Consider the following 24738-nt stretch of genomic DNA (forward strand, 5'->3'; position numbering starts at 1 on the left):
CGCTTGCTGTCGGATATTCGTCGTTTTTAACCTCTTTCGCTTGTGTTCGAGCCTGGTAATAAGATTGCTATAACTTAGGTATCAGGTGCCAGCGACCAAGTACCAGGGGGTTAAGGAGGAAAACATGAAGGAAATGATACCGATCGAGAGGATTGAGAACAAGATCTATATGATAAGAAGGCAGAAAGTAATGCTGGATTTCGACCTGGCTGCACTATACGGTGTCCCGACTAAAGTCCTCAACCAGGCTGTCAGGAGGAATCTCAATAGGTTCCCGGATGACCTTATGTTTTCCCTGACTAGACAAGAAATAATAAACATATCGCAAATTGCGATATCATCTTCAGAGTCACAATTTGAGCCCTTGGAACCCAAGGGAGCTACCAACTTGAAGTCACAATTTGTGACATCAAGTTGGGGTGGCAGGAGAAAGAAGACTTATGCTTTCACTGAAAACGGCGTAGCAATGCTCTCTTCGGTTTTGCACAGCGGGCGCGCCATAAAGATCAACATCCAAATAATGCGCGCCTTTACCCACCTCCGCCAGATCGTTGCAAAAAACAAGGGTCTCTCCTACCTATTCAAAGAACTAAAGCACAAAGTCGACCGCCACGACAACGAGATCGGGCTGATCATTCGCGCGATTGAAAAAATGATCGCTTTTGAAAAGAAACCGAAAGCTAAGATCGGCCTTAATGTTGAAAAGGAGGAATAATTATCCCTAGCCCTATTCGACCGAATCGGCGACGTTTGATTGGTTTTATAACGGGGGCGCATTTGACAATGATAAAACAAAAAAATGCTGAAACGGAAAAGTCGGGAGCCCCCCCCCTTTTTTTGCCTAAACCCCGCCAATGTAGTAATTCGCTTAATTTGTAAATAACAACTTAGTCCCCCAACCCTTACCTCACGTTAAACCCGATCGCATCTGTCCTCACCGGCTCGACGATCCGCCTGATCTCTTCCACTATCTGGACGATCGCACTAGCATGCTCGTCCACTCTTGATTCGAGCTGTTTGAATTTTTCGGCCAATTCATGATGTGCCGCCAAGGTCTGCTTCAGACGAACAAAGGCTCGCATAATCGCGATATTGACCATGACCGCCCTTGGACTATGCAGGACACCAGACAGCATTGCCACGCCCTGTTCGGTAAAGACATTGACATTCTTGGCAAACTTGAGCGAAGAGGATATCGCAATTTGCGATATGCTTAGTATTTCTTGTCTGGTCAATGAAAACATGAAGTCGTTAGTTGTAGCGAGCCGAGAGGCGAGCGTGTTGTTAGTTAATGAAGCGGCGAAATCTCGTCACTCGAGGCAAGTTGTGATATATTAAATGTATGCTACAGATCAATGACCTTTCACTTTCGTTCGGCGGGCAGGAATTGCTCGACGAGATCAGCTTCAACATCCACAACGGCGAGCGGATCGGTTTGGTCGGACGTAACGGCTCCGGCAAGACGACCCTCTTTCGCCTGATCACCGGCGAAGTGAAGCCAGACGAGGGACGGATCTCTTTGCCCAAGAACTACACGATCGGCTACCTCAAACAGCATCTGAAGTTCAGCCAGCCGACCGTTTTGGAAGAAGCCTGCCTCGGACTTCAGGAAGAAGAAAAAGGCCAGGTCTGGAAAGCGGAGAAGATCCTGACCGGTCTCGGTTTTAGCGAAGCGGAGCTCCAGAAGTCGCCCGCCGAATTCTCCGGCGGCTTCCAGGTCCGCCTTAACCTGGCCAAGGTCCTCCTGGCCGAGCCGCATCTGCTGCTGCTTGACGAGCCGACCAACTATCTCGATATCGTTTCGATCCGCTGGTTCACCCGCTTCCTCCAGCGCTGGCCGAACGAGCTGATGATCATCACCCACGACCGCGATTTTATGAACAGCGTCACCACCCACACTATGGCAATCCACCGCCGCAAGATCAAGAAGATCGAGGGGGACACGGCCAAGCTTTTTGAGCAGATCGCGGTGGAAGAAGAAGTTTACGAAAAGACCCGCCGGAAGGAAGAGAAAAGACGGGAAGAGACGATCGAGTTCATCAATCGCTTCCGCGCCCTCGCCGCCCGCGCCAGCCTCGTCCAATCTAGGGTCAAGGCTTTGGAAAAGATGGGGAAGAAAGAAGAGCTGGCCAAGATCATGGACCTCGGTTTCCGCTTTAACGCGCTGGAGTTCCCGGCTAAACAGCTAATGCGGGTCCACGAAATTTCCTTCGGTTACACGCCGGAACGGACCCTGATCGAAAAACTGTCGCTTAATATCGCAAAAAGGGACCGCATTTGCGTCGTCGGCAAGAACGGGAAAGGAAAATCGACCCTCCTCCGCCTCCTGGCCGGCGAGCTCGCGCCCCAGCACGGTGAGATCACCAGCCATGACAACTGTAAGATCGGTTATTTCGGCCAGACCAATATCCTGCGGCTTAACGAGAGCCTGACCATTGAGCAGGAGCTGGCTAAATTACGCCCGGACCTTAAATACAGCGATATCCGGAAGACCTGCGGAGCAATGATGTTCGGCGGCGACCTTGCCCTGAAGCCGATCTCGGTCCTGTCGGGAGGCGAAAAGAGCCGGGTCTCGCTCGGCAAGATCCTCCTCTCCCCGACCAACCTGCTCCTGCTCGACGAGCCGACCAACCACCTCGACGTCGAATCGTGCGATTCGCTGATCGCCGCCCTCGACGAATTTCCCGGCGCGGTCATCATCGTCACCCACAGCGAGATGTTCCTCCACCACCTGGCCAAGCGATTGATCGTCTTCAACGAAGAGCGCGCCGCTCTCTTTGAGGGGACCTATCAGGATTTTCTGGACAGAGTTGGCTGGGAAGCGGACACGAAAAAGCCGAAGAAAGATAAAACGGCGGTCACGGCGCGCCGCGCCCAGGAAGCGAAAGAAGCGGCCTATAACAAACAGCGCTGCGCCTTGCTCACTAAAACAACCGCGGTCGAAAAGATGATCGACGACGAAGAGCTGGCGCTCGAGGCGGCAAATCTGAAAATGGCCGAAGCGGCCAGTAAGTTGAACGGTGAAGAAGTCCAGAAGTTACAGATCAAAGCCCACGCGCACCAGGAGGTCCTCGACGCCGCCTACGCGCAGTTGGAACAGCTTATTGCCGAGTTGGATGTGCTGGACAGAAATAAACCGCAATAAACTCTAAATTACTGATGTTTCTGGAATTTAGAATTTGACTGCCTAGTTGGCTCCCACCGCCTGGTCTATCTTGTCCATATCTTTTTCGTTCTGTCCGGGATTCAGATAAGCCCAGATACCTTGGAGAAAATAGTAGGCCGCGCTAAGATACATAACATCCTTATAAGATTGAGAGGCGCTCGTGGCAATAGAGGTTAACCAGGTATAGCCGAGCCCGGTGGCCATTAGGATCATGCTGGAATTTTCCCGGGCCACCTTGCTCCGGGCGGCGTTATACTTGAGGATCGAATAAGCGACCTCTTCGGCTTCTATCCCCTTCAGATCGAGGTCCCGGAGCATATCTTTCTGGACCACCGGATCTCCGGAGGTAAAATAAAGAATGCCGCCGGTCGTTAGCAAAGTAAAGCCTTGGGTGAGATTGCCCAGTTTGGCATCATTGCTCATGCCGCCGCTATTATTCCAGATGACCGTCAGAAGAGCCACGCCGAGCCCCAGATTTGCCCAAAGCCGGTCGTTCTGAAAAGCCGCCGATTGATGGGTGATCCTTTGCGTGCAGAGCGGATCGAGCGCCATTAGTTTTTGTTTATCAAAAGCCCGGGCCAAGACCGCCGACTGGCCGCCCAACAGGATAACCAGGGACCAAGCGATGAGGTGTTTCATGGTTTGCCTCCAGCAGCAATTGTACTACACTGGGCTGGAACTCTAAATACTAAATGCTATACTACTCTTAGTCAATTTAAGGGGGAGATCATGAAAAACAACGTCCTCGTTATCGCTTTAGGTTTGCTGATCGTATTTGGTCCTGCAAGCTTCGCCGCGACTGGCCGGCCAGCCTGGTCGCTCTTTTCCGAAACCGCCTATAACCTTAAACAAGGACAAGTAAATGCCAGTATGATCGGCTGGGTTAATTACGGGCTGACCAATAAGTTACAAGTGGGAACGAACGGCCTGCTCGACATCTTCCAAGTCCCCAACTTCTACGGCAAGTACGTGCTGGTCGAGGAATCAGACCTTGCGCCGCAAGTCTCGATCGGTTCTTCGCTCTATTACCCGCTGGCCGCCAGCACCCCCATCTCGGTCGACTTCGCGGTCAATCTCTCCCGAGCGTTTGATAACGGCAACTATATCGTGCACGGCGGGATCAAACAGACCACCAATATCAACGACAGCGCCCTGGCCACTTCTAATCCAATCAATACTCCCGGGTTGGGCTTTAAAGCCGGCGTCATAACCAACCAAAGCGATCTGTCCCACTTCTTTGTCGAAGCTTATGCGAATTGGGTCCCGATCGGCCGGAGCTCCGAACTCGCCGTCGGCGCCGACTTTATCAGCGAAAACCGGACCGTCAGCGTAAGCGGCCTTTTCTACGCGGCCGATTCGATGGACCGGAGAGCCAGCTTTTTGCCTTTCGTAAATGTCCAGTGGTCGTTTTAGCGGGGGACTGCGGGGCTAAGGAACGGGGGGTATTTATTTTGCCTTCTTCCCCTTCCCTCTGATCTTCTTCTGATATCCTTGTTCCTCTCTATTGATCACTTTGGCGTTCTTCTTTTGGATCTCCCCCTGGCAATATGGGCAAAAAACGCTTCCGACGGCAACTGTTTGGCCGCACTCACACTTCATTAAGACTTTACGCTTCAACCCGCCCATAAGGTCAATACTACGCTTGTTGGAGGGAGAAGGCAATGGGGGGGGCCGACTAATTACCAAAGTTCAAATCCGAATGACGAACTAACCTTGGCATGATAGAATGATGTTAATGGGTAATCTGAGCGAAAATTTCAATCACCGGGACTTCGCCTGCAAATGCCCCGAGTGCCGCGGCGAATACCGGATCCACCTCGGGCTGGTCGGGATGCTGGAGCAGATCGCGGTCAACTTCAAGAAGCGGCCGAAGATCATTTCCGCCTTTTACTGCGACCGTTATACGGAAAAACTGAACCGGGACAAGCTAAGCTGGCACTCCAAGGGGAAAGCGGTCAACTTTACGATCGAAGGGGTCCCCGCGGCCGAAGTTTTTAAGTACGCCGAGAAAATAGAGGGGATCAACGGCCTCGGTTTCTACCCCGAAGAGAACATGGTCCATATCGACACCCGCCCTATTGAGAAAAAAGACGCCTGGGTCAAGGAAAAAGGCCGTTACGTCCCGCTGACCGCCGACAAGCGCGCCCAATATGGGCTCTGATAGAACCTCAAACATCCAACCTCAAACTTCAAAACAAATCCCAATTGACAATTTTTTGAATCACCTAAAAAACGAGAGAAATTATTCTCCTCACACGATTAGCAACTATGGCCGGGACCTCAACTTTCTCGTTGGGTTTATTAAAGGGAAGAAATTGGACCGTTTGACGGCCAGGGAATACCTGCTGGCGCTGGAGAAGCACCACTACTCGCGCCGCTCGATCGCCCGCAAGCTCTCCGCCGCCCGCTCCTACTTCCGCTATCTAATGCGGGAAAAAGAGGTCGGGCAGAACCCGTTCCAGAACCTCGTTACCCCTAAACTACCGCGCAAACTGCCAAATTTCCTCTACCCGGAAGAGATGAAGTCTCTGCTGGACGCCCCGGAGACGGAAAAACCAGCCGGACTCCGCGACCGGGCGATCCTGGAAGTCATTTACGGGACCGGGATCCGAGTCATTGAAGTGGCGCGGCTCAACCTAGCCAATGTCGACTTCGAAGAAGGGGAGATCAGGGTTTTCGGCAAAGGGTCGAAAGAGCGGATCGTCATTTTTGGCTCCCACGCCGGCCGAGCAATGAAAGAGTACCTGGCTAAAGCGCGGCCAGCTCTCCTTAGTGGGGCCAAGACGAACGCTTTTTTCCTCGGCCGCCGGGGGACCCGGCTGTCGACCCGCCAGATCGAGCGGCTGATCCTCCTTTACGCCAAGAAAGCGGGGGTCCACAAGAAAGTGACCCCGCATACCCTCCGCCATTCGTTCGCCACCCACCTTTTGGAAGGGGGGGCGGATCTCCGGATGGTCCAGGAGCTGTTAGGCCACGTCTCCCTCTCCACCACCCAAGTCTATACCCATGTCACCAAGGAGCGGCTGAAGAAGGTCTATGACGACGCCCACCCCCGCGCCCGCTGACCACTCTTGCCAATCCGCCCCATTATTAGTATAATGAATAGCCTTGTGAAAATTGACCTGTCGAAACTGCTCGGGAAGAGCGGCCAAATCGCTGATCTTGATCGGGAGGTCAGGCTCAATTTAGAAGAGGCCGGCCTGGTCCTGACCCGGCCGGTCCGGGTCAAGGCCGAGTTGACCAATCTCGGGCCGACCGTCACCCTGAAGGGTAGCGCCGAGACCGAGATCGAAGTTGACTGTTCCCGCTGCGGCCGGCGCTTCAAGACTGCTCTGACCGCCGAGCTGGACGAGGAATACGCCAGCCACCTCCCCCAACCGGAGTATAAAAAGGGGGCGGAGGTTGAACTGACCGACCAGGATTTTGTCCTGCCGCTCCCCAGGGACAACAAGCTCGACCTGGGAGAAGTCTTGCGGCAGAATCTGCTGTTAGCGGTCCCGGCCCAAACGATCTGTGAAGAAAATTGCACAGGCCCTCAATAAACTCGGGCCAAAGGAGAATAAAAAATGCCAGTACCAAAGAAACGACACTCAAATATCAGACAGGGGAAGAGGCGCTTTTCCAATTATCGTCTTAAGCCGTTCTCGTTGAGCAAATGCCCGCAATGCGGCGCGCCAACCCTCCCGCACATTGCCTGCCCGAGCTGCGGCATGTTTAAAGGTCGGCAGGTCCTCAAGCTGAAGTCCAAAGAGACCAAAGAAAAGAAACAAAAGAAAGAGCCAAAAGAGAAGAAAGGGAAAAAAGGTAATAAATAGTGATCCGGATCGCCGTCGACGCGATGGGGGGCGACCATGCCCCGCACGAGATCGTTAAAGGCGCCGTCCAGGCCTCCCTCGAGTATCCGGTCAGCCTGATCCTGGTCGGGGACGAGCCCCGCCTTAAAAAAGAGCTCGGCCATTACCGGGCCCGAGGCGAGATCTCCATAGTCCATGCCGCAACCGTCATCGGCAATGACGAATCCCCCGTCCAGGCGGTCAAGCAGAAGAAAGATTCCTCGCTCAACGTCGCCGTCAACCTGGTCAAAGAGAAAAAAGCCGACGCCATAGTCTCGGCCGGCAACACCGGCGCCCTGATGGCCGCCTCCCTCTTCGGCCTCGGCCGGATCACCGGGATCGAACGCCCGGCGATCGCCGGTTTCTTCCCGACGAAGAAACGGCCGGTCCTCCTCCTCGACATCGGCGCCAACTCCGACTGCAAACCGAAGCAGCTGAAACAGTTCGCCGAGATGGGGTCGCAGTTCGCCGAGCATATTCTCAAAGTGAAAAACCCCCGGGTCGGCCTCCTCAACATCGGGGAAGAAAAAGAAAAAGGGAACGAGCTGGTGACCGAATCGTGGCCGCTCCTCCAGGCGGCGCCGATCAATTTTGCCGGCAACGTCGAGCCAAAAGAGGTCTTCTCCGGGGAGATCGACGTCGTCGTCTGCGACGGCTTCACCGGCAACCTGGTCCTCAAGTTCGGCGAATCGGTCAGCAGTTTCCTCTTCCACCTGATCAAGCAGGAACTGACCAAGAACCCGATCACCTATCTCGCCGCTTTTCTCCTCCTCCCGGCCTTTGCCGGGATCAAGAAACGGACCGATTACGACGAATACGGCGGCGCCCCGATGCTCGGGATCGACGGGGTCGTTTTTAAAGCGCACGGCCGGGCCAAAGCCAAAGCGTTCAAGAACGCCATCCGGGTCACCTACGAAGCGGCCCGCGAAGACCTGGTCGGTTGTATTTCCAAGATGCCGTCTTGACGGCAGGAAAGGAATAATTAAATGAAGGCAAAGATCATTGGGACCGGCTCCTGCCTCCCGGCCAAGGTCGTGACCAATGACGACCTTTCCAAACTAGTTGACACGAATGATGCCTGGATCCAGGAGCGGACCGGCATCAAGGAACGGCGGGTTGCCGGTGCCGCGACCGCTACTTCCGACCTCGCCGTAGTCGCCGCCGAACGGGCGCTCGCCGCCGCCAAAGTTACTCCCGACCAGCTCGATTTAATAATAGTCTGCACCTGCAGCCCCGATATGCTCTTCCCGTCCACCGCCTGCATTCTGCAGGATAAAATAAAAGCGACCAAAGCGGCCGCTTTTGACCTCTCGGCCGCCTGCTCCGGCTTCAACTTTGGCCTGACCGCTGCCAGCAGCTTTATCGAGAGCGGCCAATTCAAGACGATCCTCCTGGTCGGCGCCGACACTTTGACCAAATATCTCGACTGGACCGACCGCGGCACCTGCATCCTCTTCGGCGACGGCGCCGGGGCGGTCGTTTTGACCGCGACCAAGAACGAGAACGAAGGGGTCCTGGCCAGCCTGATCCGGGCGGAGGGGAACCTCGGCCATTTCCTAACGATGCCGGGAGGGGGCTCGCGCGATCCGGAAGAAAAGAACGGCCGCTTCATTAAAATGGATGGGAAGGAAGTTTTCCGCTTCGCCGTCCGGGCACTCGAGACTTCGGTCCGGGATATCCTGGCTCAAGCCGGAAAAACTGCGGCCGACATTGATCTCCTCATCCCCCACCAGGCCAACATCAGAATAATTGACCATGTCAGCAAGAAAATGGGGTTGCCAAAAGAAAAAGTTTATGTTAATCTGCAAAAGTACGGGAATACCTCGGCGGCCTCTGTCCCCATCGCCTTGGACGAGGCTACGGCTGAAGGGAAGATAAAATCAGGCGACCTGCTCGTGTTGTCCGGTTTTGGTGCCGGACTGACCTACGGAGCAAATATAGTCAGAATGTAGCCCCTCGACAAGCTCGGGGCGAGGAGGAAGTTAATGCTCGATTATCTTTTGACCGAAGAACAACAAATGATCCGCGACCTGGCCAAGAAGGTGGCCCGGGAAAAGGCCTTGCCGAAACGGGCCGAATGGGACGAGACCGGCGAGTTCCCGTGGGAAGCGCTCAAGGCTTTTGCCGCGGCCGACCTCTGCGGCCTCTACATCCCGGAAGAGCTCGGCGGGATGGGCCAGAGTGTGTTTAACTTCTGCCTGGCGACCGAAGAGATCAGCCGCGTTTGCGGCGGCGTCGGCGTCACTTTCGCCGCCTCAGCCCTCGGCTCCACTCCGATCCTCCTCTTCGGGAGCGACGAACAGAAAAAGAAATACATGCCCGACATCGCCAAGGGTAAAAAGCTGGCCGCCTTCGGACTGACCGAAGCGAACGCCGGCTCCGACGCGGCCGGGATGGAAACGACCGCCAAGAAAGAGGGCGACTACTTTATCCTTAACGGGACCAAGCAGTGGATCACCAACGGCGGCGAGGCTGAAACCTACACCGTCATCGCAATCTCCGACAAGAGCAAGGGGCCGCGCGGCGCCTCCGCTTTCATAGTAGAGAAAGGGACCCCCGGCTTCACTTTCGGCAAGAAAGAGAACAAGATGGGGATCCGCTGTTCCGCCACTCGCGAATTGGTTTTCCAGGATTGCAAGGTCCACAAGAGCCAGCTCCTCGGCAAAGAGGGGATGGGCTTTATCGTGGCAATGAAGACCCTCGACATGACCCGCCCCGGCATCGGCGCCCAGGCGGTCGGGATCGCCCAGGGGGCGCTCGACGAAGCGCTCCGCTATTCGCGCGAACGGGTCCAGTTCGGCAAGCCGATCAGCTCGCTGCAGGCGATCCAGCACATCCTGGCCGACATGGCGACCCAGATCGAAGCGGCCCGCGCCCTCGTCTACTCCTGCGCCCGGATGATCGACGCCGGCGCCAAAAATTTCACCCTCCCCGCTTCCGAAGCGAAGCTCTTCGCCTCGGACACCGCCATGAAAGTGACGATTGACGCCATCCAGGTCCTCGGGGGCTACGGCTACATGAAGGAATACCCGGTGGAAAAGATGGCCCGTGACGCCAAGATCACCCAGATCTATGAGGGGACGAACCAGATCCAGCGGAACCAGATCGGCCTCGCCCTCATCAAGGAACTGGCTTCTTCGAAATAATGGACATCATCGTCTGCATCAAGCAGGTCCCCGACACGACCGAGGTCCGGATCAACCCGGAGACCAACACCCTCATCCGGGAAGGGGTCCCTTCGATCGTTAACCCCTTTGACGAGAACGCCGTCGAAGCCGCCTTACAATTGAAGGAATTGCACGGCGGAAAGGTAACCGTCGTCACCATGGGCCCTCCCCAAGCGGCAGAAGCGCTCAAGACAACGATCGCCATGGGAGCCGATGAAGTGGTACTCGTCTCCGACCGCGCTTTTGCCGGTTCCGATACCTGGGCCACCTCCTACACCCTCTCGCAGGCGATCAAAAAGCTCGGCAAGTTCGACCTGATCCTTTGCGGCAAGCAAGCGATCGACGGCGACACCGCCCAGGTCGGCCCGGGGATCGCCGAGTGGCTGAATATCCCGCAAGTCACCTTCGCTTCCAAGATCGAGGTCAACGGTTCCACAGCCAAGATCGAGCGGTTATTGGAAGAGGTCAACGAAGTCGTGGAGTGCCCCCTGCCGGCGGTCGTGACCGTCGTTAAACAGATCAACGAACCGCGCCTCCCTTCGCTCAAAGGGTTAATGAGAGCGAAGAAGGCGGAAGTTAAGACCCTGAACGCCACCGAGATCGAAGGGGATCCGAAGAATATGGGTTTGAACGGCTCGCCCACTTCGGTCGTCCGGATCTTTACCCCGCCCGCCAAGGGTGGCGGGGAAGTTCTAAGTGGGGAAGCAAACGAGGTCGTCACTAAATTGTTAGATAAATTAAAGGAGAGAAAAATTATTTAATGTAGGGACAGGGTTTATCCCTGTCCGAAAAAACGGACAACCACAAGGGTTGTCCCTACATTTTCAGAGAACCATGAGTATTAAGATAATTGCCGAAAAATGCACCGGCTGCACCCTCTGCGTTAAGTCCTGCCCCTTTGCAGCGATCAAAATGGTCGAAAGGAAAGCCGTTATCGATCTCGATACCTGCACCCTTTGCGGCGCCTGCGTCGAATCGTGCAAATTCAACGCCATTGATCTGAAAAAAGAGCTGGGCGGGGCCGATGCCGACCTCTCCCACTTTAAGGGGGTCTGGGTCTTTGCCGAACAGCGCGAAGGGAAGATCCAGTCGGTCGCTTATGAACTCCTGTCGGAAGGGAAGAAGCTGGCCGGCGTTCTCAAGACCGAACTTTGCGCCGTTCTCTGCGGCGATCAGAATATTGAAGAAGAACTCGACCACCTGTTCGACTACGGCGCCGACAAGGTCTACCTGCTCATCCACCCGGAACTGAAACATTATCATACCGCTCCCTATACCCGGGCGATCGCCGAAGCGATCACGAAGTATAAGCCGGAGATCATGCTCCTGGGGGCCACCACCATGGGACGCGACCTGGCCGCCCGCCTGGCGATCCGCGTCGGCGCCGGGCTAACGGCCGATTGCACCGGCCTCGACATCGACCCGATCAAGAAAATTCTCTTACAAACTCGGCCGGCTTTTGGCGGCAACATCATGGCGACGATCCAGGCGCCCAGACACCGCCCGCAAATGTCGACCGTTCGGCCCAAGGTTTTCAAGAAGATCAAGGTAGCCGCTCCGAAAAAAGGTGAAGTGATCCGGTTCTCCCCGGTCATCAACGCGGAAGACCTGCTGGTCAAGTTGCTGGAAATAGTGGCCGATGAGAGTGTCAAAGTAAATCTTTCTGAAGCGGAGATCATCGTCTCCGGCGGCCGGGGGCTCCAGGAAGCGAAGAATTTTAAGCTGATCGAAGAGCTGGCCGCCATCCTCGGCGGGGCGGTCGGCGCCTCACGCGCCACGGTCGACGCCGGCTGGATCAGCGCCCACCACCAGGTCGGCCAGACCGGGAAAACTGTTTCGCCTAAACTTTACATCGCCTGCGGTATCGCCGGCAAGATCCAGCACCTGGCCGGGATGCAGTCGTCTGATACCATTGTCGCCATCAATAAAGACCCCGACGCGCCGATCTTCAAGGTTGCAACCTACGGTATCGTCGGCGATCTCTTTGAATATGTCCCGCTACTGACGCGGCAGATCAAAGAACTGCGAGGTTAAATGAAAACAGCCTTTGTATTCCCGGGCCAGGGAGCGCAGACCGTGGGGATGGGGTTAGGGCTGGCCGAAAAGTACCTGGAACAGGCGAATACCATCCTCGGGTTCGACCTGAAAAAGATCGTGCTGGAGGGACCGGAGGAAGAGCTTAAAAAGACCGCCGTCACCCAACCCGCCATCTTCGTTATCTCGGTCGCCATGTTCGAACAACTGACGGCCAACGGCTTACGGCCCGATTTTGTCGCCGGGCACAGTCTCGGCGAATATTCGGCTCTTTACGCCGCCGGCGCCATCTCTTTTGCCGACGGGGTAAAAATACTTAACCGGCGCGGTCAGTTCATGCAAGAGGCGGTTCCAATTGGCCAGGGAGCGATGGCCGCCCTGCTTGGCGGCGACCGGGCGACGATCGCGGCGATCTGCGCCGCAGTCGGTAATGTCTGGCCGGCCAACTTCAATTCGCCCGGTCAGGTCGTCATTTCCGGGAAAAAGGAAGCGGTTGAGTCCGCCGGAGAGAAACTGAAAGCGGCCGGAGTAAAGAAGGTCATTCCACTCGCCGTCTCGGCCCCATTCCATTGCCCATTGATGCAGCCGGCAGCCGATAAATTAAAAAAAGAGCTCGAGAAGATCGCGTTAAACGAGGCCCAGGTCCCGGTAATAGCGAACGTGACCGCCCAGCCGGTGACCGGCGCGGCCGAGATCCGAGAATTATTGTATAAACAGGTGACCAGCTCGGTCCTCTGGGAAGATTCGGTCCGCAAAATGATCGCCGACGGAGTTAATTCGTTCGTGGAAGTTGGGCCGGGGAAGGTTTTGGCCGGCTTGATCAAGAAGATCGATAGTAACGTTGAAGTAAAGTCTTTTTCGGAAATGTAGGGACAGGGCTTGTCCCTGTCCGAAATAATGGACAACCACAAGGGTTGTCCCTACATCGATGAGGAAACCGCGAAGTTTATTCGCAGGTTTCCGAGGAGGAAAATATGACGAAGCTAAAGGGTAAGGTCGCGTTCGTGACCGGGGCCGCGCAAGGGATCGGCAAAGCGATCGCCCTCACCCTGGCCAAAGCCGGGGCCGATGTCGTCGTTTCCGATATCAACCTGGAACTGGCCGCCCAAACCGCTAAGGAAGTTGAAGCCCTGGGGGTCAAGGCGCTCGCCTTGAAGACCAATGTGACCGATCCGGCCGAAGTCGAGGCCGCCCTGGCGGAAACCGTTAAAGTTCTTGGTAAAGTAGACATCCTGGTCAATAATGCCGGGATCACCAAGGACAACCTCCTGATCAGGATGAAAAAAGAGGACTGGGACGCGGTTATCAACGTCAACCTGACCAGCGTCTTCAACTGTGCCAAAGCGGCCGCGGGATTGATGATGAAGCAAAGATACGGTAAAATAATCAATATCGCCAGCATCGTGGGTCAGATGGGGAACTTCGGGCAGGCGAATTACGCGGCTAGCAAGGCTGGGGTGATCGGTTTCACCAAGACGATCGCCAAAGAACTCGCGTCGCGTAATGTTTGCTGTAACGCCATCGCCCCGGGGTTCATCCAGACGGCAATGACCGACAAGCTGGCGCCCGAGGTCAAAGAGAAGATGATGGCCCAGATCCCGCTCGGCAAACTGGGCACGCCGGAAGACGTCGCCAACGCCGTCTTGTTCCTCGCCTCGCCCGAGTCGGATTACGTCACGGGCCAGGTGCTCGCCGTCAACGGCGGGATGTACATGTAGTTTAGTATTTAATTAAGGAAGGAGGTGGAATGAATATGGACGAAAACCAAGTTTACGAGGCAGTGAAAAAAGTGGTGAGTGAGCAGCTGGGCGTGACCGACGCCGAGATCACCCGCACCGCTTCTTTCGTCGACGACCTGGGCGCCGACTCGCTCGACACCGTTGAGCTGGTCATGGCCCTGGAAGAGAATTTCGGGATGGAGATCCCGGACGAGGACGCCGAAAAGATCAAGACGATCGGCGACACGATCACCTACGTCATGGCGCACGGCAAAAAGTAACAGGAGAATCAACATGAAGTTACCGCAGCTCAAGATCGATGGTTTGACCGCCCGGCTCCCGATTATTCAGGGAGGGATGGCGGTCAGGATATCCACCGGCCGACTGGCCGGGGCAGTGGCCGCGACCGGCGCGATCGGCGTGATCGGCGCCTCCGGCCTCGCTTTTGACGAGCTGCGGCAAGAGATCAAGATCGCCAGGGATTTGGCGGCAGGGGGACTGGTGGCGGTTAACATCATGTACGCCGCCCGGGAATTTGTCGGACTTGTCCAGACCTCGATCAAGGAAAAAATCGACCTCATCATCACGGGGGCTGGTTTTTCCCGAGACGTTTTCGGCTACGGCCATTCCGGCAAGACCCCGATAGTTTCCATCGTCTCCTCCGCCCGCCTGGCCCAGACCGCCGAAAGATTGGGCGCCGCCGCCATCATCGTCGAAGGGAAAGAGGCCGGCGGGCACCTCGGGACCGACCGTTCCGTCTGGGATATCTTCCCGGAGGTCAAAGCGGCGGTCAAGCTCCCGGTCATCGCCGCCGGCGGCATCGTCCATGGCTCCGAAGTGGTCCGGGCGCTCAAGCTCGGGGCGTCCGGGGTACAGATGGCGACCCGTTTTGTCCTGGCCGAAGAGTGCAACGCCCCGCTCATCTACAAACAACGTTACCAGTCAGCTACCAAGGAAGACATCGTCTTGATCAGTTCGCCGGTCGGCATGCCCGGCCGGGCGATCCGGACCCCCTTCGTTGATAAGATCCGCACTAAGACCGCGCCCAAACCGGTCGGCTGCGATTTTTGCCTCAAGCATTGCTCGCTCGAGTACTGCATCATCCAGGCGCTGAATAACGCCCAGCAAGGGGACATCGATAACGGGGTCGTCTTTTCCGGCGAATATGTCTGGAAGATCCCCGACCGCTCGATCAAGCCGGCGGCCAAGATCGTCGCCGAGATAGTCAGCGAAGCGGAGGCAGCCAACTAATGAGACGGGTCGTCATTACCGGCCTCGGCGCCGTCACCCCGATCGGCATCGGCCACGCCAAGTATTTCGCCAACCTCTGCGCCGGCCAGAGCGGCATTGGTCCGATCACCCATTTTGACACGACCGGCTTTGAGACGACGATCGCCGGCCAGGTCAACGACTTCGACCCCGCCCTCTTCCTGGAGCGGAAAGAGGCGCGCAAGCTGGCGCGCTTTATCCAGTTCGCCGTGGCCGCCGCCAAACTGGCGGTCGCCGACGCCAAACTGGCCATCGGCCCGGACAATTGCAACGAGATCGCCGTCGTTGTCGGTTCCGGCATCGGCGGGATCGACATGCTGGAGCAACAGGCCTATATTTTGCGGGACAAAGGACCGTCCCGGCTCTCCCCGTTCACCGTCCCCTATATGATCACCGACATGGCAGCCGGTTACGTTTCGATCATGCTCGGCGCCAAAGGCCCCAATTTTTGCGTCGTGACCGCCTGCGCCACCGGGACCAACTGCATCGGCGAGGCCTATAAGACGATCCAGCGCGGCGCGGCCGAAATGGCCCTCTGCGGCGGGGCCGAAGCGGCCATCACCCCGCTCGGGGTCGCCAGTTTCTCCGCGGCCCGGGCCCTTTCCACCCGCAATGCCGAACCGACCCGGGCCAGCCGGCCGTTCGATCGGGAACGGGACGGTTTTGTCATGGGCGAAGGGGGCGGGATCGTCGTCCTGGAAACTCTCGAATCGGCCCAGAAACGGGGCGTCCATATTTACGCCGAACTGGTCGGTTACGGCGCCAGCGGCGACGCCAACCATATCACCGCGCCCGCGCCCGGCGGCGAAGGGGCGGTCCGGGCGATCCGGGCGGCGCTCAAGGACGCCAACCTGAAGCCGGAAGATATCGACTACGTCAACGCCCACGGCACTTCGACCGAACTGAACGATAAATACGAGACGATGGCGCTCAAGACCGCTTTCGGCGACCACGCCCCAAAGCTCGCCATCAGCTCCAACAAGTCGATGATCGGCCATCTCCTTGGCGCCTCCGGCGCGGTCGAGCTCATCGCCACCACCCTGTCAGTGGTCAACGATCTCGCCCCGCCAACCGCCAATTACGAGAACCCGGACCCGGAGTGCGACCTGGATTACATCCCCAAAGAGGCGAGAAAAATGCCGATCCGCGCCGCTATTTCCAACTCTTTCGGCTTCGGCGGGCACAACGCTATTCTGGTAGTCAAAAAATACGCCTGATGATATAATGGCCTCGTGAAAAAGCGCTCAGCCGTCATCGTCTTGTGTTCCGTGTTCTGTGTTCTCTGTTCTTCTCTCGCCTTGGCCGAATCGGCCTACCCCCAGATCGACATCTCCGGCTTCAAGAAGTGGGAGAACAAGAAAGTTGAGATCGACCCCGCCAATAATTATTTCGCCGGCCTGACCCAGCTGGGCGGCTTTTACCCGACCTTTTCCGGCGGCCCCTGGCAGGAGCGGCTGCAGTTGCGCATCCTCGGCCAGCTCTCGGAAGACCTCTCGGTGACCTACGACCTGGAGCAGCAGCCGGAAACCCCGGAGAAATTCGACGTCAAGGTCAAATACTACAATAATGAACTGACCTTCGGCGACCTGACCGCCAACTTCTCCGGCAACGAGTTCGTTTCGACCTCGAAATACCTTAACGGCGTCATGCTGACCGCCAAGGATACCTGGTACGACATCGTCACCGTCCCCTCCGCCAAATTAAAAAGCCAGACCCAGGCGCTGACCTCCCAGAAAGGGAACAACAGCAAAGGCCCCTACAACCTCGGCCACGGCTCGATCGTCGAAGGGACCGAACAGGTCCAGATGAACGGGCTGACCCTGACCAAGAACGTCGATTACACCGTCGATTATTTCGAAGGGAAGATCACTTTCAACCGGATCCTCAACTCGACCGACGAGTTCAAATATTCGTATGAATACACCAATGTCCTTGATCTCTTCTTTCCGTCGCTCTCCAAGCGCGATTTCTTCGGCTTCCAGTCGCGCTTCACTATCGACCCGGAAAAATTCGGCCAGCCGGCCCCCAAGGAAGAACCGGTCATCACCATGGCCCGCGACGTTTTTCCCTCGGCCGGTTCGGTCGAACCGGAGGTCCAGGAAGAAGAGGCTTCCGGGCGCTACCGGCTCCGTTTTGCCCCGCTGGTCAAGTTCAGCGAGGTCCTGACCTTCATGGGGACCCAGCTCAAGAAGAACGAAGATTATATCATCCGCTACGATACCGGGGAGCTTAAACTGCTGACCCGCTTCATGCCCTCGTCGGAAGAAGCCCTGTCGGTCGAATCCCGTTATTACGTTACCTCCCAGGAAGTGGAAATGATCCCCGGCATCGGCAGCCGCGGCCCCTACCGGACGCGGAACAAACGGCTGGTCCCGGAGAGCGAACGGCTGGAGGTCGACAGCAAGCTCTTTGTCCGCGACCTCGATTACACGATCAACTACGAGACCGGCGAGATCCTATTCGGTGTGGTGCTCGGCCCAACCTCGCAGATCAAGGCGAACTATCGCTATAACGCCATGGCCTTCCCGCCCTCGACGCCGTCGAAGTTCCCCAAAGAGCTGAAGCTCGGCGCCACCTACCTCAAGGAATCAGCCAAGAAAGGCGGGGGTTCGCCGACCGCCAGCGTCATCGAAAGCGCCACCGGCTCGTCGCTCATCAGCAACAATTACCTGCTTAACCTCAAGAACCGGCCGGTCCTGCCGACGAGCGAAGCGAACCTGACCGTCCTCCTCAAGCAGGGGGGGATCAGCCGCCCACTGACCCAGGAGGTCGACTTTACCATTCCGACGACCGATGTCGACCCGGTGACCGGTTTTATCCGGGTCACCCCCCCCGTTTCGCTCGGCTATATTACCGACCGCAACGACCCGACCGACGGTTACGGCACCGGCACGCTCTACTTCTACAACAACATCTTGAGCCTGGAGGCCTCCGACGAGGTCACGGTCACTTATACCTATAAGAAGAGCATCGTCGGCAAATACTCCGGCGTCGGCGACGGGAGCCGCGGCCCCTACTACCTGCGCAATATCCGCCAGATCGTCCCCGGCTCGGAAACTCTCCAGGTCTGGGACCAGGGGTCGTCGGTCATCACCACCTACACCCGCAACGGCAGTTTCGAATCGAACGCCGGGGACACTGGTTACGCGATCAACTATAACGCCGACAGCCCCGCGCTCACTTTCAACAAGGAATTGGCCCCGGCCAAGAACTTCCAGCTGATCTACCAGTATGTCGCCCCCCAGAGCACGGGAAGCGACGACATTTCCCAGGTCGCCTATGGTTTTGACGGGAGCTTCAAGATCGGGGACGCCTTCAAGGTGGATAGCTCCTACGCCCGGAGCGAGACCGATCAGGTCTATACCTCCGTGACCACGGCCGAACCTCCCATTATTGGAAACGGCACGAAAAACTACCAGCTCCATTCCCCCGCCACGATCATCGACGCCAGCGAACAGCTTTACGTCAATAACCAGCTGCTCAACCGGGATATCGATTATTTTATCAGCTACACCGCTCCCGGCGCGTTCAACTTCTACTACATCACCCCGGCCACCCAGGACGTCATCTCCGTCCAGTACAATTACCAGTCGAGCGAAGGCCCCATCTCGCAAACCAAGGTCAAGAGCGACTCGGCCTTCCGCCTGGGGGCCGAGACCCGGCTCTTCGGCGATATATTCACCGCCGGCGGTTCGACCAAGAAGATCGGTTTTGACTTCTCGCCGCTCGGCGGGACGGCGATCGGCGTCGGCTCCGAATACGACGAATACAACCTTAGTTTTAAGCCGCCGGTCCAGTCGTTCTTCACCAACTACTCGTATAAGGTCAACAAGAACCCGCTCGGCTCTTCACGCCAGACCTTCACCTACAGTTACGACAACTCGCTCTCGACCGGGATCAACCCCGGCGGGCTGGCCCAGTTCAACGTCGATTACCGGACCCTGGCCACGATCGACGATCCGCTCGCCGCCGGCGCCCTGCACAACAATGACAACCAGCAGGAATCCTACGCTATTAGCCTCGTCCCGGCCGCTTGGTCCCGGGGGGTGCTCGGTTATTCCCAGAAATACGATTACCGCAAGACCACTTCCAAGACTGACGTGATCGACCGGGGAGCCAACAAGTCGACCCAGAATATCGATTACTACCACGCCAGCGGCAACCTCAAGTTCACCGACCGGATCGGCGCCGGCTACGATTTCCAATATAACGAACCGCTCACGCTCGGCTCGGACGAGGCCAAGACCGCCCATAACCGGATCCTCGACAACGCCTATAACCTGAACCTCGACCTGACGATGCTCTTCCTCCAGAAATGGACGGCCCGCGTCTCGCTCCTCAACCACGATGAGTTGAAGCTCGTCCCGATCCCGGAAGCGGCCGTCTCGACCAAGAACGAGACCTATCACATGGACGTCACCCCGTTCTCGATGCTGGCCGGCTCGCTCGACCATAACCGCCAGGAACGGACCGCCTACACTGCCGGACAGGAAAACCCGATGAGCGAGCGGACCGCCGCCGGCACCCGCCTCTCTCCCTTCAGCTGGTTCTCGGTCGGCGGTAATTATTCCCGGAGCCTGACCATCCCGGAAACCGGGGCGCTTAACAAGACGACCGGCCGGAGCAAGGCCGGGGATATCGACTTCACCCCCATCTCCTTTAACGCCTTGAAGCTGAATTCGCGCTTTGCCACCTCGGACACCCTGCAGACCGCCCCGTCCGGGTCGGAAATGGTCAGCACCCAGACCAACACCCTCTCCCAGAACTATACGCTCAATGTCAATATCATCCCGATCCTGCCGATTACTTGTGGTCTGAATGTCGAATCATACAAGAACTACAATAGTTCTCTGACCTCGCCGGTCAGCACCGAAACCGAGAACCAGACGGTCACCGCCAACACCACCCTGACCATCCCAATGCTGCCGCAATTAAGTTTGAACGGGGATTATAACCAGAAGATCACCAAGAATCTCAAGACCGGCGACAGCCGGCCCAAGACCATGACCAACACCCGGGCGAGCTACCAGGTCTTCAGCTGGGGAACGCTCAATTATGAGATAGCGGACGAGATCAATAAGGGGGAAGTGCAGTCCGGCTCGGTGGTCGACCTCGACCTGAAAAAGACGACGACGACGATCAGCCTCAACATCACCATCCCGGTCGATAATCCGGTCCTCTCCAACTTCAACGTCCTCGCTTCGCTCAAGCAGGTCGACTACATCAATAACCAGAACCACGGCGACGACTTCAAAGCGAAGCTGATCAGTTTCGAAGGGACGATGAACTTTTAATTGAGGACGATGATCTTGCCGCGGCCAATGACTTGGCGGTCGGAAGTTATCTGGTAGAAATAAACCCCGTTCGGGACCCCTTCACCGTATAAATTCTGGCCGTTCCAGCCCGGGTTGTTCGCCCCGGACTTCCCCCCATTTTCCCCGGCCCCGTACGTCCGGCGCCAGATCAGGTTACCGTTCAGGTCAAAAAGATAGATGGTGGTATTGAAATTTCCCTGTAAGTTGTAAACCAGGGAAACCTCGCCGGCGCTCTGCCGGTCAAAAGGGTTCGGCAGGGCAAAGGTCAGCGGGAGGCCGGGCTGCGGTTCGATCTCCTTGGTCGGCGCTTCGCTCTTGATCGCCACTATTTCCGAGGTAGTCGCCGCTGATCCGGCCTGGTTATAGGCGGTCAGGCGGAGAGTATAGTTGCCCGACAGGCCGGCGCTCTCCCAGGTTCCGAGCGCGCCGTTGGTCACCGAAGTATAACCAAGGCGGATCGTCTGATAGACGACCGGGGCTTCACCTGAACCATACTCCAGCAAATAATGGTCGAGGAAAGCGTTACTGGCCGTGCCGGTGATCGTCGTCCGCCCCTCCACCGTAGCGCCAGCGGCCGGCGTGAGCAAGGCCGCGACCGGCAGGATGTTATTGACAGTCACGGCCTCCGCCGTTTCCAGGCTCGCGCCGTCGACAGTATAGACCCGGAGGCGCAGGCTCTTGGCCCCGTCGCTGACCGTGGTCGTGTCCCAGTTGGCCAGGGTATTATTATCGACTTGGCTGGAACTGCTGGTAATGGTCGCCTCCACGCTTCCGTTACTGACCGCCTCGAGCGTGTAGGCCCCGAAGTTCCAGCCGCTGGCGCTGCCGCTGACCGTCACCGTCCCCCGGAGGTACGCCCCGGCGGCCGGCGCGCTGATGTTGGCCAGCAACCCGGCGCTGACCAGCGTTTTATAGACATTGATCCGGCCGCTCCCCAGCTTGCCGACATAGGCCGGGTCTTGCTGGGCATCTATATTATCGGTCCAGTTCTCGATCTGGTCCATGATCTGCGCATTGCTCGAGGCAGGAAAGGCCGCTTTGACCAGGCCGGCCAGGCCGGCGACATAAGGGGAAGCAAGCGAAGTCCCGCTCCAACTACCATAATAATTATTCTCCTGGACGCTTGATTCTGGATGTCCGGTGCTGTAAATCCCGCTCCCGGGGGCGGCCACATCGACCCAACTGCCGTAATTCGAAGCCTGCCCGCTGCTCCAGACCGAACGCTTGTCGGTCGTGTCGGTCGCCGCCACCGCTATTACCGTGGAGTAGTAAGCGGGATAAGTATTCCAGTCAACGTTATCGTTACCGGCCGCCGCCACCAAAACTATCCCCTGGTTATAAGCCTCCTGGCAGCGGTCCTTTAAATTGCTCGGGTTCTCTTCCGCGTATTTATCCGCCCCAGAGTTATATTGGCCCAGGCTCATGTTCGCCGCCACAATATTGGTCCCGGTCGATTTAAGAGCGGCGATATCTGCTAACGCATCATTGATATCGGTCAGAACCCCGCTTCCGCTGCTGTCGAGAACCTTAAGCGGCAGGATCTTTGCTCCCCAATCAACCCCGGCGATCCCCTTGGAGTTGTTGGTGACCGCGCCGATCACGCCGGAGACGGCGGTTCCGTGGCCAAAATCGTCCATAGGATCGTTATCGCCGTTGACAAAATCCTTCATGTGGACGGTATCGACCTTGCCGGCAAAATCTTCGTGGTTGTAGTTAAGCCCGGTATCGAGGACCGCGATGATCACTTCCGAAGCACCGGTCGTCCGGCTCCAGCCGCTCGGCGCCGAGATCTTCAGCAACCCCCATTGCTGCGCATAATGAGTGTCGAGAGGGGTGACATCAAAAGCCCGCACCCTGCTGACCGGCTCGGCAGTCACGACATTCGGGTCCTGGCCGAAATCGCGCGCCGCTTTTTTCACGTCGGCTTCCGGAGAAAAGACCAACACGTATTGGTTATCCAGATAGGTCCAGTCGGGACGGATGGCCAAAGCATCGGCATAGAGTTTTTTAATCCGGTAACCGCCGTATTTAACGCTCAAGGCGGAAACCGACGCGGCCGTGAAAAGTTTTTTGATCTCGGCAACGCCGCGCTTAACGCTCAGAGCGGAAACCGACGTGGTTTTAACTTGTCCCGGTTTGAATTTGACCGCTAATTGGCCGGGGGCATAGTCAGCGTGGGCCAGGCATAATAATGAAAGGAGGAGCCAGCCGGCGGCGGCCGACAAAACTTGGCGGTTCATGGTGTTGAAGTATAGCATAACTCTGTCGTATAATAAAAGGATGAACAATTTGAAAGCGCGCGGCCTAAAGGTGATGTCCCCGGTCCTGGGTAAATATTTTGACGACTTTGAGATCGCCGGCGGCTCCGGCGGTTATCTCAACGGCCTGGACGGGAAGAAGTACCTCGACTTTGCCACCGGCATCGCCTGCGCCGTCACCGGCCATTGCCACCCCAAGGTGGTGACCGCGATCAAGCGGCAGGCGGAGAAGCTGATCCACGCCTGCATCGGCGTCGCCTATTACGAGCCGTACGTCCGGCTGGCCGAAGAGCTGGCCCGGATCGTCCCCATGAAGAACGCCCAGTCCTTCTTTTGCCAGAGCGGGAGCGAAGCGGTCGAGGCCGCGCTCAAGCTCGCCAAGTATGTCACCAGGAAACCGGGGATCATCGCCTTTCAGGGCGCTTTCCACGGGCGGACCCTCGGCGCCCTCTCGGTCACTACCTCCAAAATGAAATACCGGGACGGCTACGAACCGCTTATCCCTAATGTTTACATCGCCCCGTTCGACCTGAAAGTGGTGGAAGGTTTGATCAAGAGCCACCCCGACCAGATCGGCGGAATGATCATAGAACCGATCCTCGGCGAAGGGGGCTATGTTGCCGTCCCCAAGCAATTTCTCCAGGGGTTGCGGAAGCTGTGCGACCAGAAAAAAATAATGCTGATCTTCGATGAGGTCCAGACCGGGTTCGGCCACACCGGCAAATGGTTCGCCTGCCAGCACGCCGGCGTCACCCCCGATATCATCGCCCTGGCCAAAGGGATCGCCTCCGGCCTCCCCTTCGGCGCCTGTATCGCCAGCGCGGAAGTCATGGGTAAATGGTCACCCGGAGCGCACGGCTCGACCTTCGGCGGTAACCCGGTCGGTTGCGCGGCGGCCATCGCCACGATCGAGGTTATCAAAGCGGAGAAGATGCTCCCCAACACTGAAAAGCAGGGGAAATATCTGCTGGGTAAATTGAAAGAGCTGCAGAAAAAGTTCCCCGTCATCAAGGAAGTGCGGGGGCTCGGCCTGATGATCGGTGTTGACTTCTCCGCCAGTGAACCGGTCAAAAAAATAATTAATTACTGCCTGGCTAAACAACTGGTCCTCATCTCGACTGGCGGCGACGGGACGGTCATCCGCTTTATCCCGCCGCTCAACGTCACCCGGGAACAGATCGATCAGGCGCTGCGCGTCTTTGCCGCGGCGCTGGCCAATGTTTAAATACCGCGACCTGCCCGAACTGCTCGAGATCGCCGCGGCTAGGAACGAGTCCCCTTTCCTTCTCGTTCTCGACGGTATTGAGGACCCGCATAATTTCGGCGCCATCCTGCGCACGGCCGAGGCGGCCGGCGTCCACGGCGTCGTCATCCGCAAGGCGCGCCAGGCCCCGGTGACCGAAACGGTCATTAAAGTCTCGACCGGCGCGGCGGAAATGGTCCCCATCGCCCGGGTGCCCAACATCGCCGAGGCTATCCGCTGGCTGCGCGACCAATCTCTGACGGTATTTGGGGTTGAAATAGACGGAAAGAGGTTATATAATCAAGCAGATTACCGGGGACCTGTCGCCCTGGTCATCGGCAGCGAAGGAGCGGGGATCGCCCGCCTGGTCAAGGAGCGCTGCGACGAGGTGGTCCGTTTGCCGATGCGCGGCAAGATCAACTCGCTCAACGCTTCCGTGGCTGCCGGCATATTACTTTACGAGGTTCTTCGACAACGACTTCCTATATAAGGAGGTGAATGGCAATGGCGGAAAAAGTATTGAAGTGCGGGGTTAAGAAAGAGAAAGGTTACCTCTATTTCATCGACAAGAAGGGGGACATTTCACGCGCGAAGATGGCCCGCGGTCGGAAAAAGAGCAAAAAGCGGTAAGCAACCGTTTATTTGGGGTTTCGGTTGCGGCGTTGGTTCGGCGATTCCACAGTTAGCGGACAACGATTCGTAACCGAAACCCCTTTCCCTTATTTTAGGAGGTGA

General features: G+C 57.1%; 24 protein-coding genes and 1 pseudogene. 21 read left to right on the forward strand and 4 right to left on the reverse strand.

Going from position 1 to position 24738, the window contains the following annotated elements:
• Positions 1-124 precede the first annotated feature (124 nt).
• Positions 125-715: an ORF6N domain-containing protein gene (locus tag WC903_00070; protein ID MFA5892352.1), complete on the forward strand. Its 591-nt coding sequence runs from the start codon at positions 125-127 to the stop codon at positions 713-715.
• Positions 716-902: 187 nt separating this feature from the next.
• On the opposite strand, the gene WC903_00075 is transcribed toward WC903_00070, so the two are convergent.
• Positions 903-1244, reverse strand: coding sequence for an ORF6N domain-containing protein (locus tag WC903_00075; protein MFA5892353.1), 342 nt, complete (start codon positions 1242-1244; stop codon positions 903-905).
• 98 nt (positions 1245-1342) lie between these two features.
• On the opposite strand from WC903_00075, the gene WC903_00080 reads away from it, so the two are divergent.
• A complete protein-coding gene (locus tag WC903_00080; GenBank protein ID MFA5892354.1) occupies positions 1343-3145 on the forward strand; it encodes an ABC-F family ATP-binding cassette domain-containing protein in 1803 nt (600 codons plus the stop codon).
• 42 nt (positions 3146-3187) lie between these two features.
• Here the strand turns inward: WC903_00080 and WC903_00085 are convergent, their stop codons facing one another.
• Entirely contained in the window at positions 3188-3805 is a 618-nt protein-coding gene (locus WC903_00085) for a hypothetical protein (GenBank protein MFA5892355.1), read from the reverse strand.
• Between the two features lie 90 nt (positions 3806-3895).
• Here WC903_00085 and WC903_00090 point away from each other — a divergent pair, with 90 nt between their 5' ends.
• Positions 3896-4579, forward strand: a complete 684-nt coding sequence (locus WC903_00090) for a hypothetical protein (protein MFA5892356.1) — start codon at positions 3896-3898, stop codon at positions 4577-4579.
• Positions 4580-4612: 33 nt separating this feature from the next.
• Here the strand turns inward: WC903_00090 and WC903_00095 are convergent, their stop codons facing one another.
• Entirely contained in the window at positions 4613-4765 is a 153-nt protein-coding gene (locus tag WC903_00095) for a hypothetical protein (GenBank protein ID MFA5892357.1), read from the reverse strand.
• A 136-nt stretch (positions 4766-4901) separates the two neighbouring features.
• Between WC903_00095 and WC903_00100 the strand changes: the two genes are divergently transcribed.
• The 15 genes and pseudogenes from WC903_00100 (at position 4902) to WC903_00170 (ending at position 20481) form a co-directional block, all read left to right on the forward strand.
• Complete coding sequence (locus WC903_00100; protein ID MFA5892358.1) at positions 4902-5327, forward strand: DUF882 domain-containing protein; 426 nt, start codon at positions 4902-4904, stop codon at positions 5325-5327.
• Entirely contained in the window at positions 5317-6231 is a 915-nt protein-coding gene (gene xerC / locus WC903_00105) for a tyrosine recombinase XerC (protein ID MFA5892359.1), read from the forward strand. The genes WC903_00100 and xerC overlap by 11 nt, the downstream gene beginning before the upstream one ends.
• 45 nt (positions 6232-6276) lie before the next feature.
• Positions 6277-6708, forward strand: a complete 432-nt coding sequence (locus WC903_00110; GenBank protein ID MFA5892360.1) for a DUF177 domain-containing protein — start codon at positions 6277-6279, stop codon at positions 6706-6708.
• A 24-nt stretch (positions 6709-6732) separates the two neighbouring features.
• Positions 6733-6903: pseudogene (rpmF, locus tag WC903_00115) on the forward strand (50S ribosomal protein L32).
• A gap of 77 nt (positions 6904-6980) precedes the next feature.
• On the forward strand, positions 6981-7964 hold the full coding sequence (plsX, locus tag WC903_00120) for a phosphate acyltransferase PlsX (protein ID MFA5892361.1): 984 nt from the start codon (positions 6981-6983) through the stop codon (positions 7962-7964).
• A 21-nt stretch (positions 7965-7985) separates the two neighbouring features.
• Entirely contained in the window at positions 7986-8951 is a 966-nt protein-coding gene (locus WC903_00125) for a beta-ketoacyl-ACP synthase III (GenBank protein ID MFA5892362.1), read from the forward strand.
• A 33-nt stretch (positions 8952-8984) separates the two neighbouring features.
• Positions 8985-10145 (forward strand): acyl-CoA dehydrogenase family protein, encoded by a 1161-nt coding sequence (locus WC903_00130; protein MFA5892363.1) that lies wholly within the window; start codon positions 8985-8987, stop codon positions 10143-10145.
• Complete coding sequence (locus WC903_00135) at positions 10145-10927, forward strand: electron transfer flavoprotein subunit beta/FixA family protein (protein MFA5892364.1); 783 nt, start codon at positions 10145-10147, stop codon at positions 10925-10927. Before WC903_00130 ends, WC903_00135 begins: the two co-directional genes overlap by 1 nt.
• Positions 10928-11000: 73 nt before the next feature.
• Positions 11001-12200 (forward strand): electron transfer flavoprotein subunit alpha, encoded by a 1200-nt coding sequence (locus WC903_00140; GenBank protein ID MFA5892365.1) that lies wholly within the window; start codon positions 11001-11003, stop codon positions 12198-12200.
• Positions 12201-13070 carry an ACP S-malonyltransferase gene (gene fabD, locus WC903_00145; GenBank protein MFA5892366.1) on the forward strand — a complete coding sequence of 290 codons (870 nt, stop codon included), beginning with the start codon at positions 12201-12203 and terminating at the stop codon, positions 13068-13070.
• Positions 13071-13174: 104 nt separating this feature from the next.
• Positions 13175-13918 carry a 3-oxoacyl-[acyl-carrier-protein] reductase gene (fabG, locus tag WC903_00150; GenBank protein ID MFA5892367.1) on the forward strand — a complete coding sequence of 248 codons (744 nt, stop codon included), beginning with the start codon at positions 13175-13177 and terminating at the stop codon, positions 13916-13918.
• Between the two features lie 35 nt (positions 13919-13953).
• Entirely contained in the window at positions 13954-14199 is a 246-nt protein-coding gene (acpP, locus tag WC903_00155; GenBank protein MFA5892368.1) for an acyl carrier protein, read from the forward strand.
• A 13-nt stretch (positions 14200-14212) separates the two neighbouring features.
• Positions 14213-15169, forward strand: coding sequence for a nitronate monooxygenase (locus WC903_00160; GenBank protein ID MFA5892369.1), 957 nt, complete (start codon positions 14213-14215; stop codon positions 15167-15169).
• Positions 15169-16404 (forward strand): beta-ketoacyl-ACP synthase II, encoded by a 1236-nt coding sequence (fabF, locus tag WC903_00165; protein MFA5892370.1) that lies wholly within the window; start codon positions 15169-15171, stop codon positions 16402-16404. The genes WC903_00160 and fabF overlap by 1 nt, the downstream gene beginning before the upstream one ends.
• Before the next feature lie 15 nt (positions 16405-16419).
• Entirely contained in the window at positions 16420-20481 is a 4062-nt protein-coding gene (locus WC903_00170) for a hypothetical protein (GenBank protein MFA5892371.1), read from the forward strand.
• Here the strand turns inward: WC903_00170 and WC903_00175 are convergent.
• Positions 20478-22742, reverse strand: a complete 2265-nt coding sequence (locus WC903_00175) for a S8 family peptidase (GenBank protein ID MFA5892372.1) — start codon at positions 22740-22742, stop codon at positions 20478-20480. The genes WC903_00170 and WC903_00175 overlap by 4 nt on opposite strands.
• A gap of 40 nt (positions 22743-22782) precedes the next feature.
• On the opposite strand from WC903_00175, the gene WC903_00180 reads away from it, so the two are divergent.
• Genes WC903_00180 through WC903_00190 form a run of 3 tightly spaced genes read left to right on the forward strand, consistent with a single transcriptional unit; the run spans position 22783 to position 24633 of the window.
• Positions 22783-23985 (forward strand): aminotransferase class III-fold pyridoxal phosphate-dependent enzyme, encoded by a 1203-nt coding sequence (locus WC903_00180; GenBank protein ID MFA5892373.1) that lies wholly within the window; start codon positions 22783-22785, stop codon positions 23983-23985.
• Positions 23978-24493, forward strand: coding sequence for a 23S rRNA (guanosine(2251)-2'-O)-methyltransferase RlmB (rlmB, locus tag WC903_00185; GenBank protein ID MFA5892374.1), 516 nt, complete (start codon positions 23978-23980; stop codon positions 24491-24493). Before WC903_00180 ends, rlmB begins: the two co-directional genes overlap by 8 nt.
• Positions 24494-24507: 14 nt before the next feature.
• Positions 24508-24633 (forward strand): hypothetical protein, encoded by a 126-nt coding sequence (locus tag WC903_00190; protein MFA5892375.1) that lies wholly within the window; start codon positions 24508-24510, stop codon positions 24631-24633.
• Positions 24634-24738: the final 105 nt, after the last annotated feature.

This window comes from Candidatus Margulisiibacteriota bacterium (assembly GCA_041658645.1).
Lineage (GTDB): Bacteria > Margulisbacteria > WOR-1 > O2-12-FULL-45-9 > XYB2-FULL-48-7 > JBAZZV01.

Coding starts and splice junctions, on each gene's coding strand:
- WC903_00070 (MFA5892352.1), top strand. CDS start 125: ATGAAGGAAATGATACCGATCGAGAGGATTGAGAACAAGATCTATATG.
- WC903_00075 (MFA5892353.1), bottom strand. CDS start 1,244: ATGTTTTCATTGACCAGACAAGAAATACTAAGCATATCGCAAATTGCG.
- WC903_00080 (MFA5892354.1), top strand. CDS start 1,343: ATGCTACAGATCAATGACCTTTCACTTTCGTTCGGCGGGCAGGAATTG.
- WC903_00085 (MFA5892355.1), bottom strand. CDS start 3,805: ATGAAACACCTCATCGCTTGGTCCCTGGTTATCCTGTTGGGCGGCCAG.
- WC903_00090 (MFA5892356.1), top strand. CDS start 3,896: ATGAAAAACAACGTCCTCGTTATCGCTTTAGGTTTGCTGATCGTATTT.
- WC903_00095 (MFA5892357.1), bottom strand. CDS start 4,765: ATGAAGTGTGAGTGCGGCCAAACAGTTGCCGTCGGAAGCGTTTTTTGC.
- WC903_00100 (MFA5892358.1), top strand. CDS start 4,902: ATGGGTAATCTGAGCGAAAATTTCAATCACCGGGACTTCGCCTGCAAA.
- xerC (MFA5892359.1), top strand. CDS start 5,317: ATGGGCTCTGATAGAACCTCAAACATCCAACCTCAAACTTCAAAACAA.
- WC903_00125 (MFA5892362.1), top strand. CDS start 7,986: ATGAAGGCAAAGATCATTGGGACCGGCTCCTGCCTCCCGGCCAAGGTC.
- WC903_00130 (MFA5892363.1), top strand. CDS start 8,985: ATGCTCGATTATCTTTTGACCGAAGAACAACAAATGATCCGCGACCTG.
- WC903_00135 (MFA5892364.1), top strand. CDS start 10,145: ATGGACATCATCGTCTGCATCAAGCAGGTCCCCGACACGACCGAGGTC.
- WC903_00140 (MFA5892365.1), top strand. CDS start 11,001: ATGAGTATTAAGATAATTGCCGAAAAATGCACCGGCTGCACCCTCTGC.
- fabD (MFA5892366.1), top strand. CDS start 12,201: ATGAAAACAGCCTTTGTATTCCCGGGCCAGGGAGCGCAGACCGTGGGG.
- fabG (MFA5892367.1), top strand. CDS start 13,175: ATGACGAAGCTAAAGGGTAAGGTCGCGTTCGTGACCGGGGCCGCGCAA.
- acpP (MFA5892368.1), top strand. CDS start 13,954: ATGGACGAAAACCAAGTTTACGAGGCAGTGAAAAAAGTGGTGAGTGAG.
- WC903_00160 (MFA5892369.1), top strand. CDS start 14,213: ATGAAGTTACCGCAGCTCAAGATCGATGGTTTGACCGCCCGGCTCCCG.
- fabF (MFA5892370.1), top strand. CDS start 15,169: ATGAGACGGGTCGTCATTACCGGCCTCGGCGCCGTCACCCCGATCGGC.
- WC903_00175 (MFA5892372.1), bottom strand. CDS start 22,742: ATGAACCGCCAAGTTTTGTCGGCCGCCGCCGGCTGGCTCCTCCTTTCA.
- WC903_00180 (MFA5892373.1), top strand. CDS start 22,783: ATGAACAATTTGAAAGCGCGCGGCCTAAAGGTGATGTCCCCGGTCCTG.
- rlmB (MFA5892374.1), top strand. CDS start 23,978: ATGTTTAAATACCGCGACCTGCCCGAACTGCTCGAGATCGCCGCGGCT.
- WC903_00190 (MFA5892375.1), top strand. CDS start 24,508: ATGGCGGAAAAAGTATTGAAGTGCGGGGTTAAGAAAGAGAAAGGTTAC.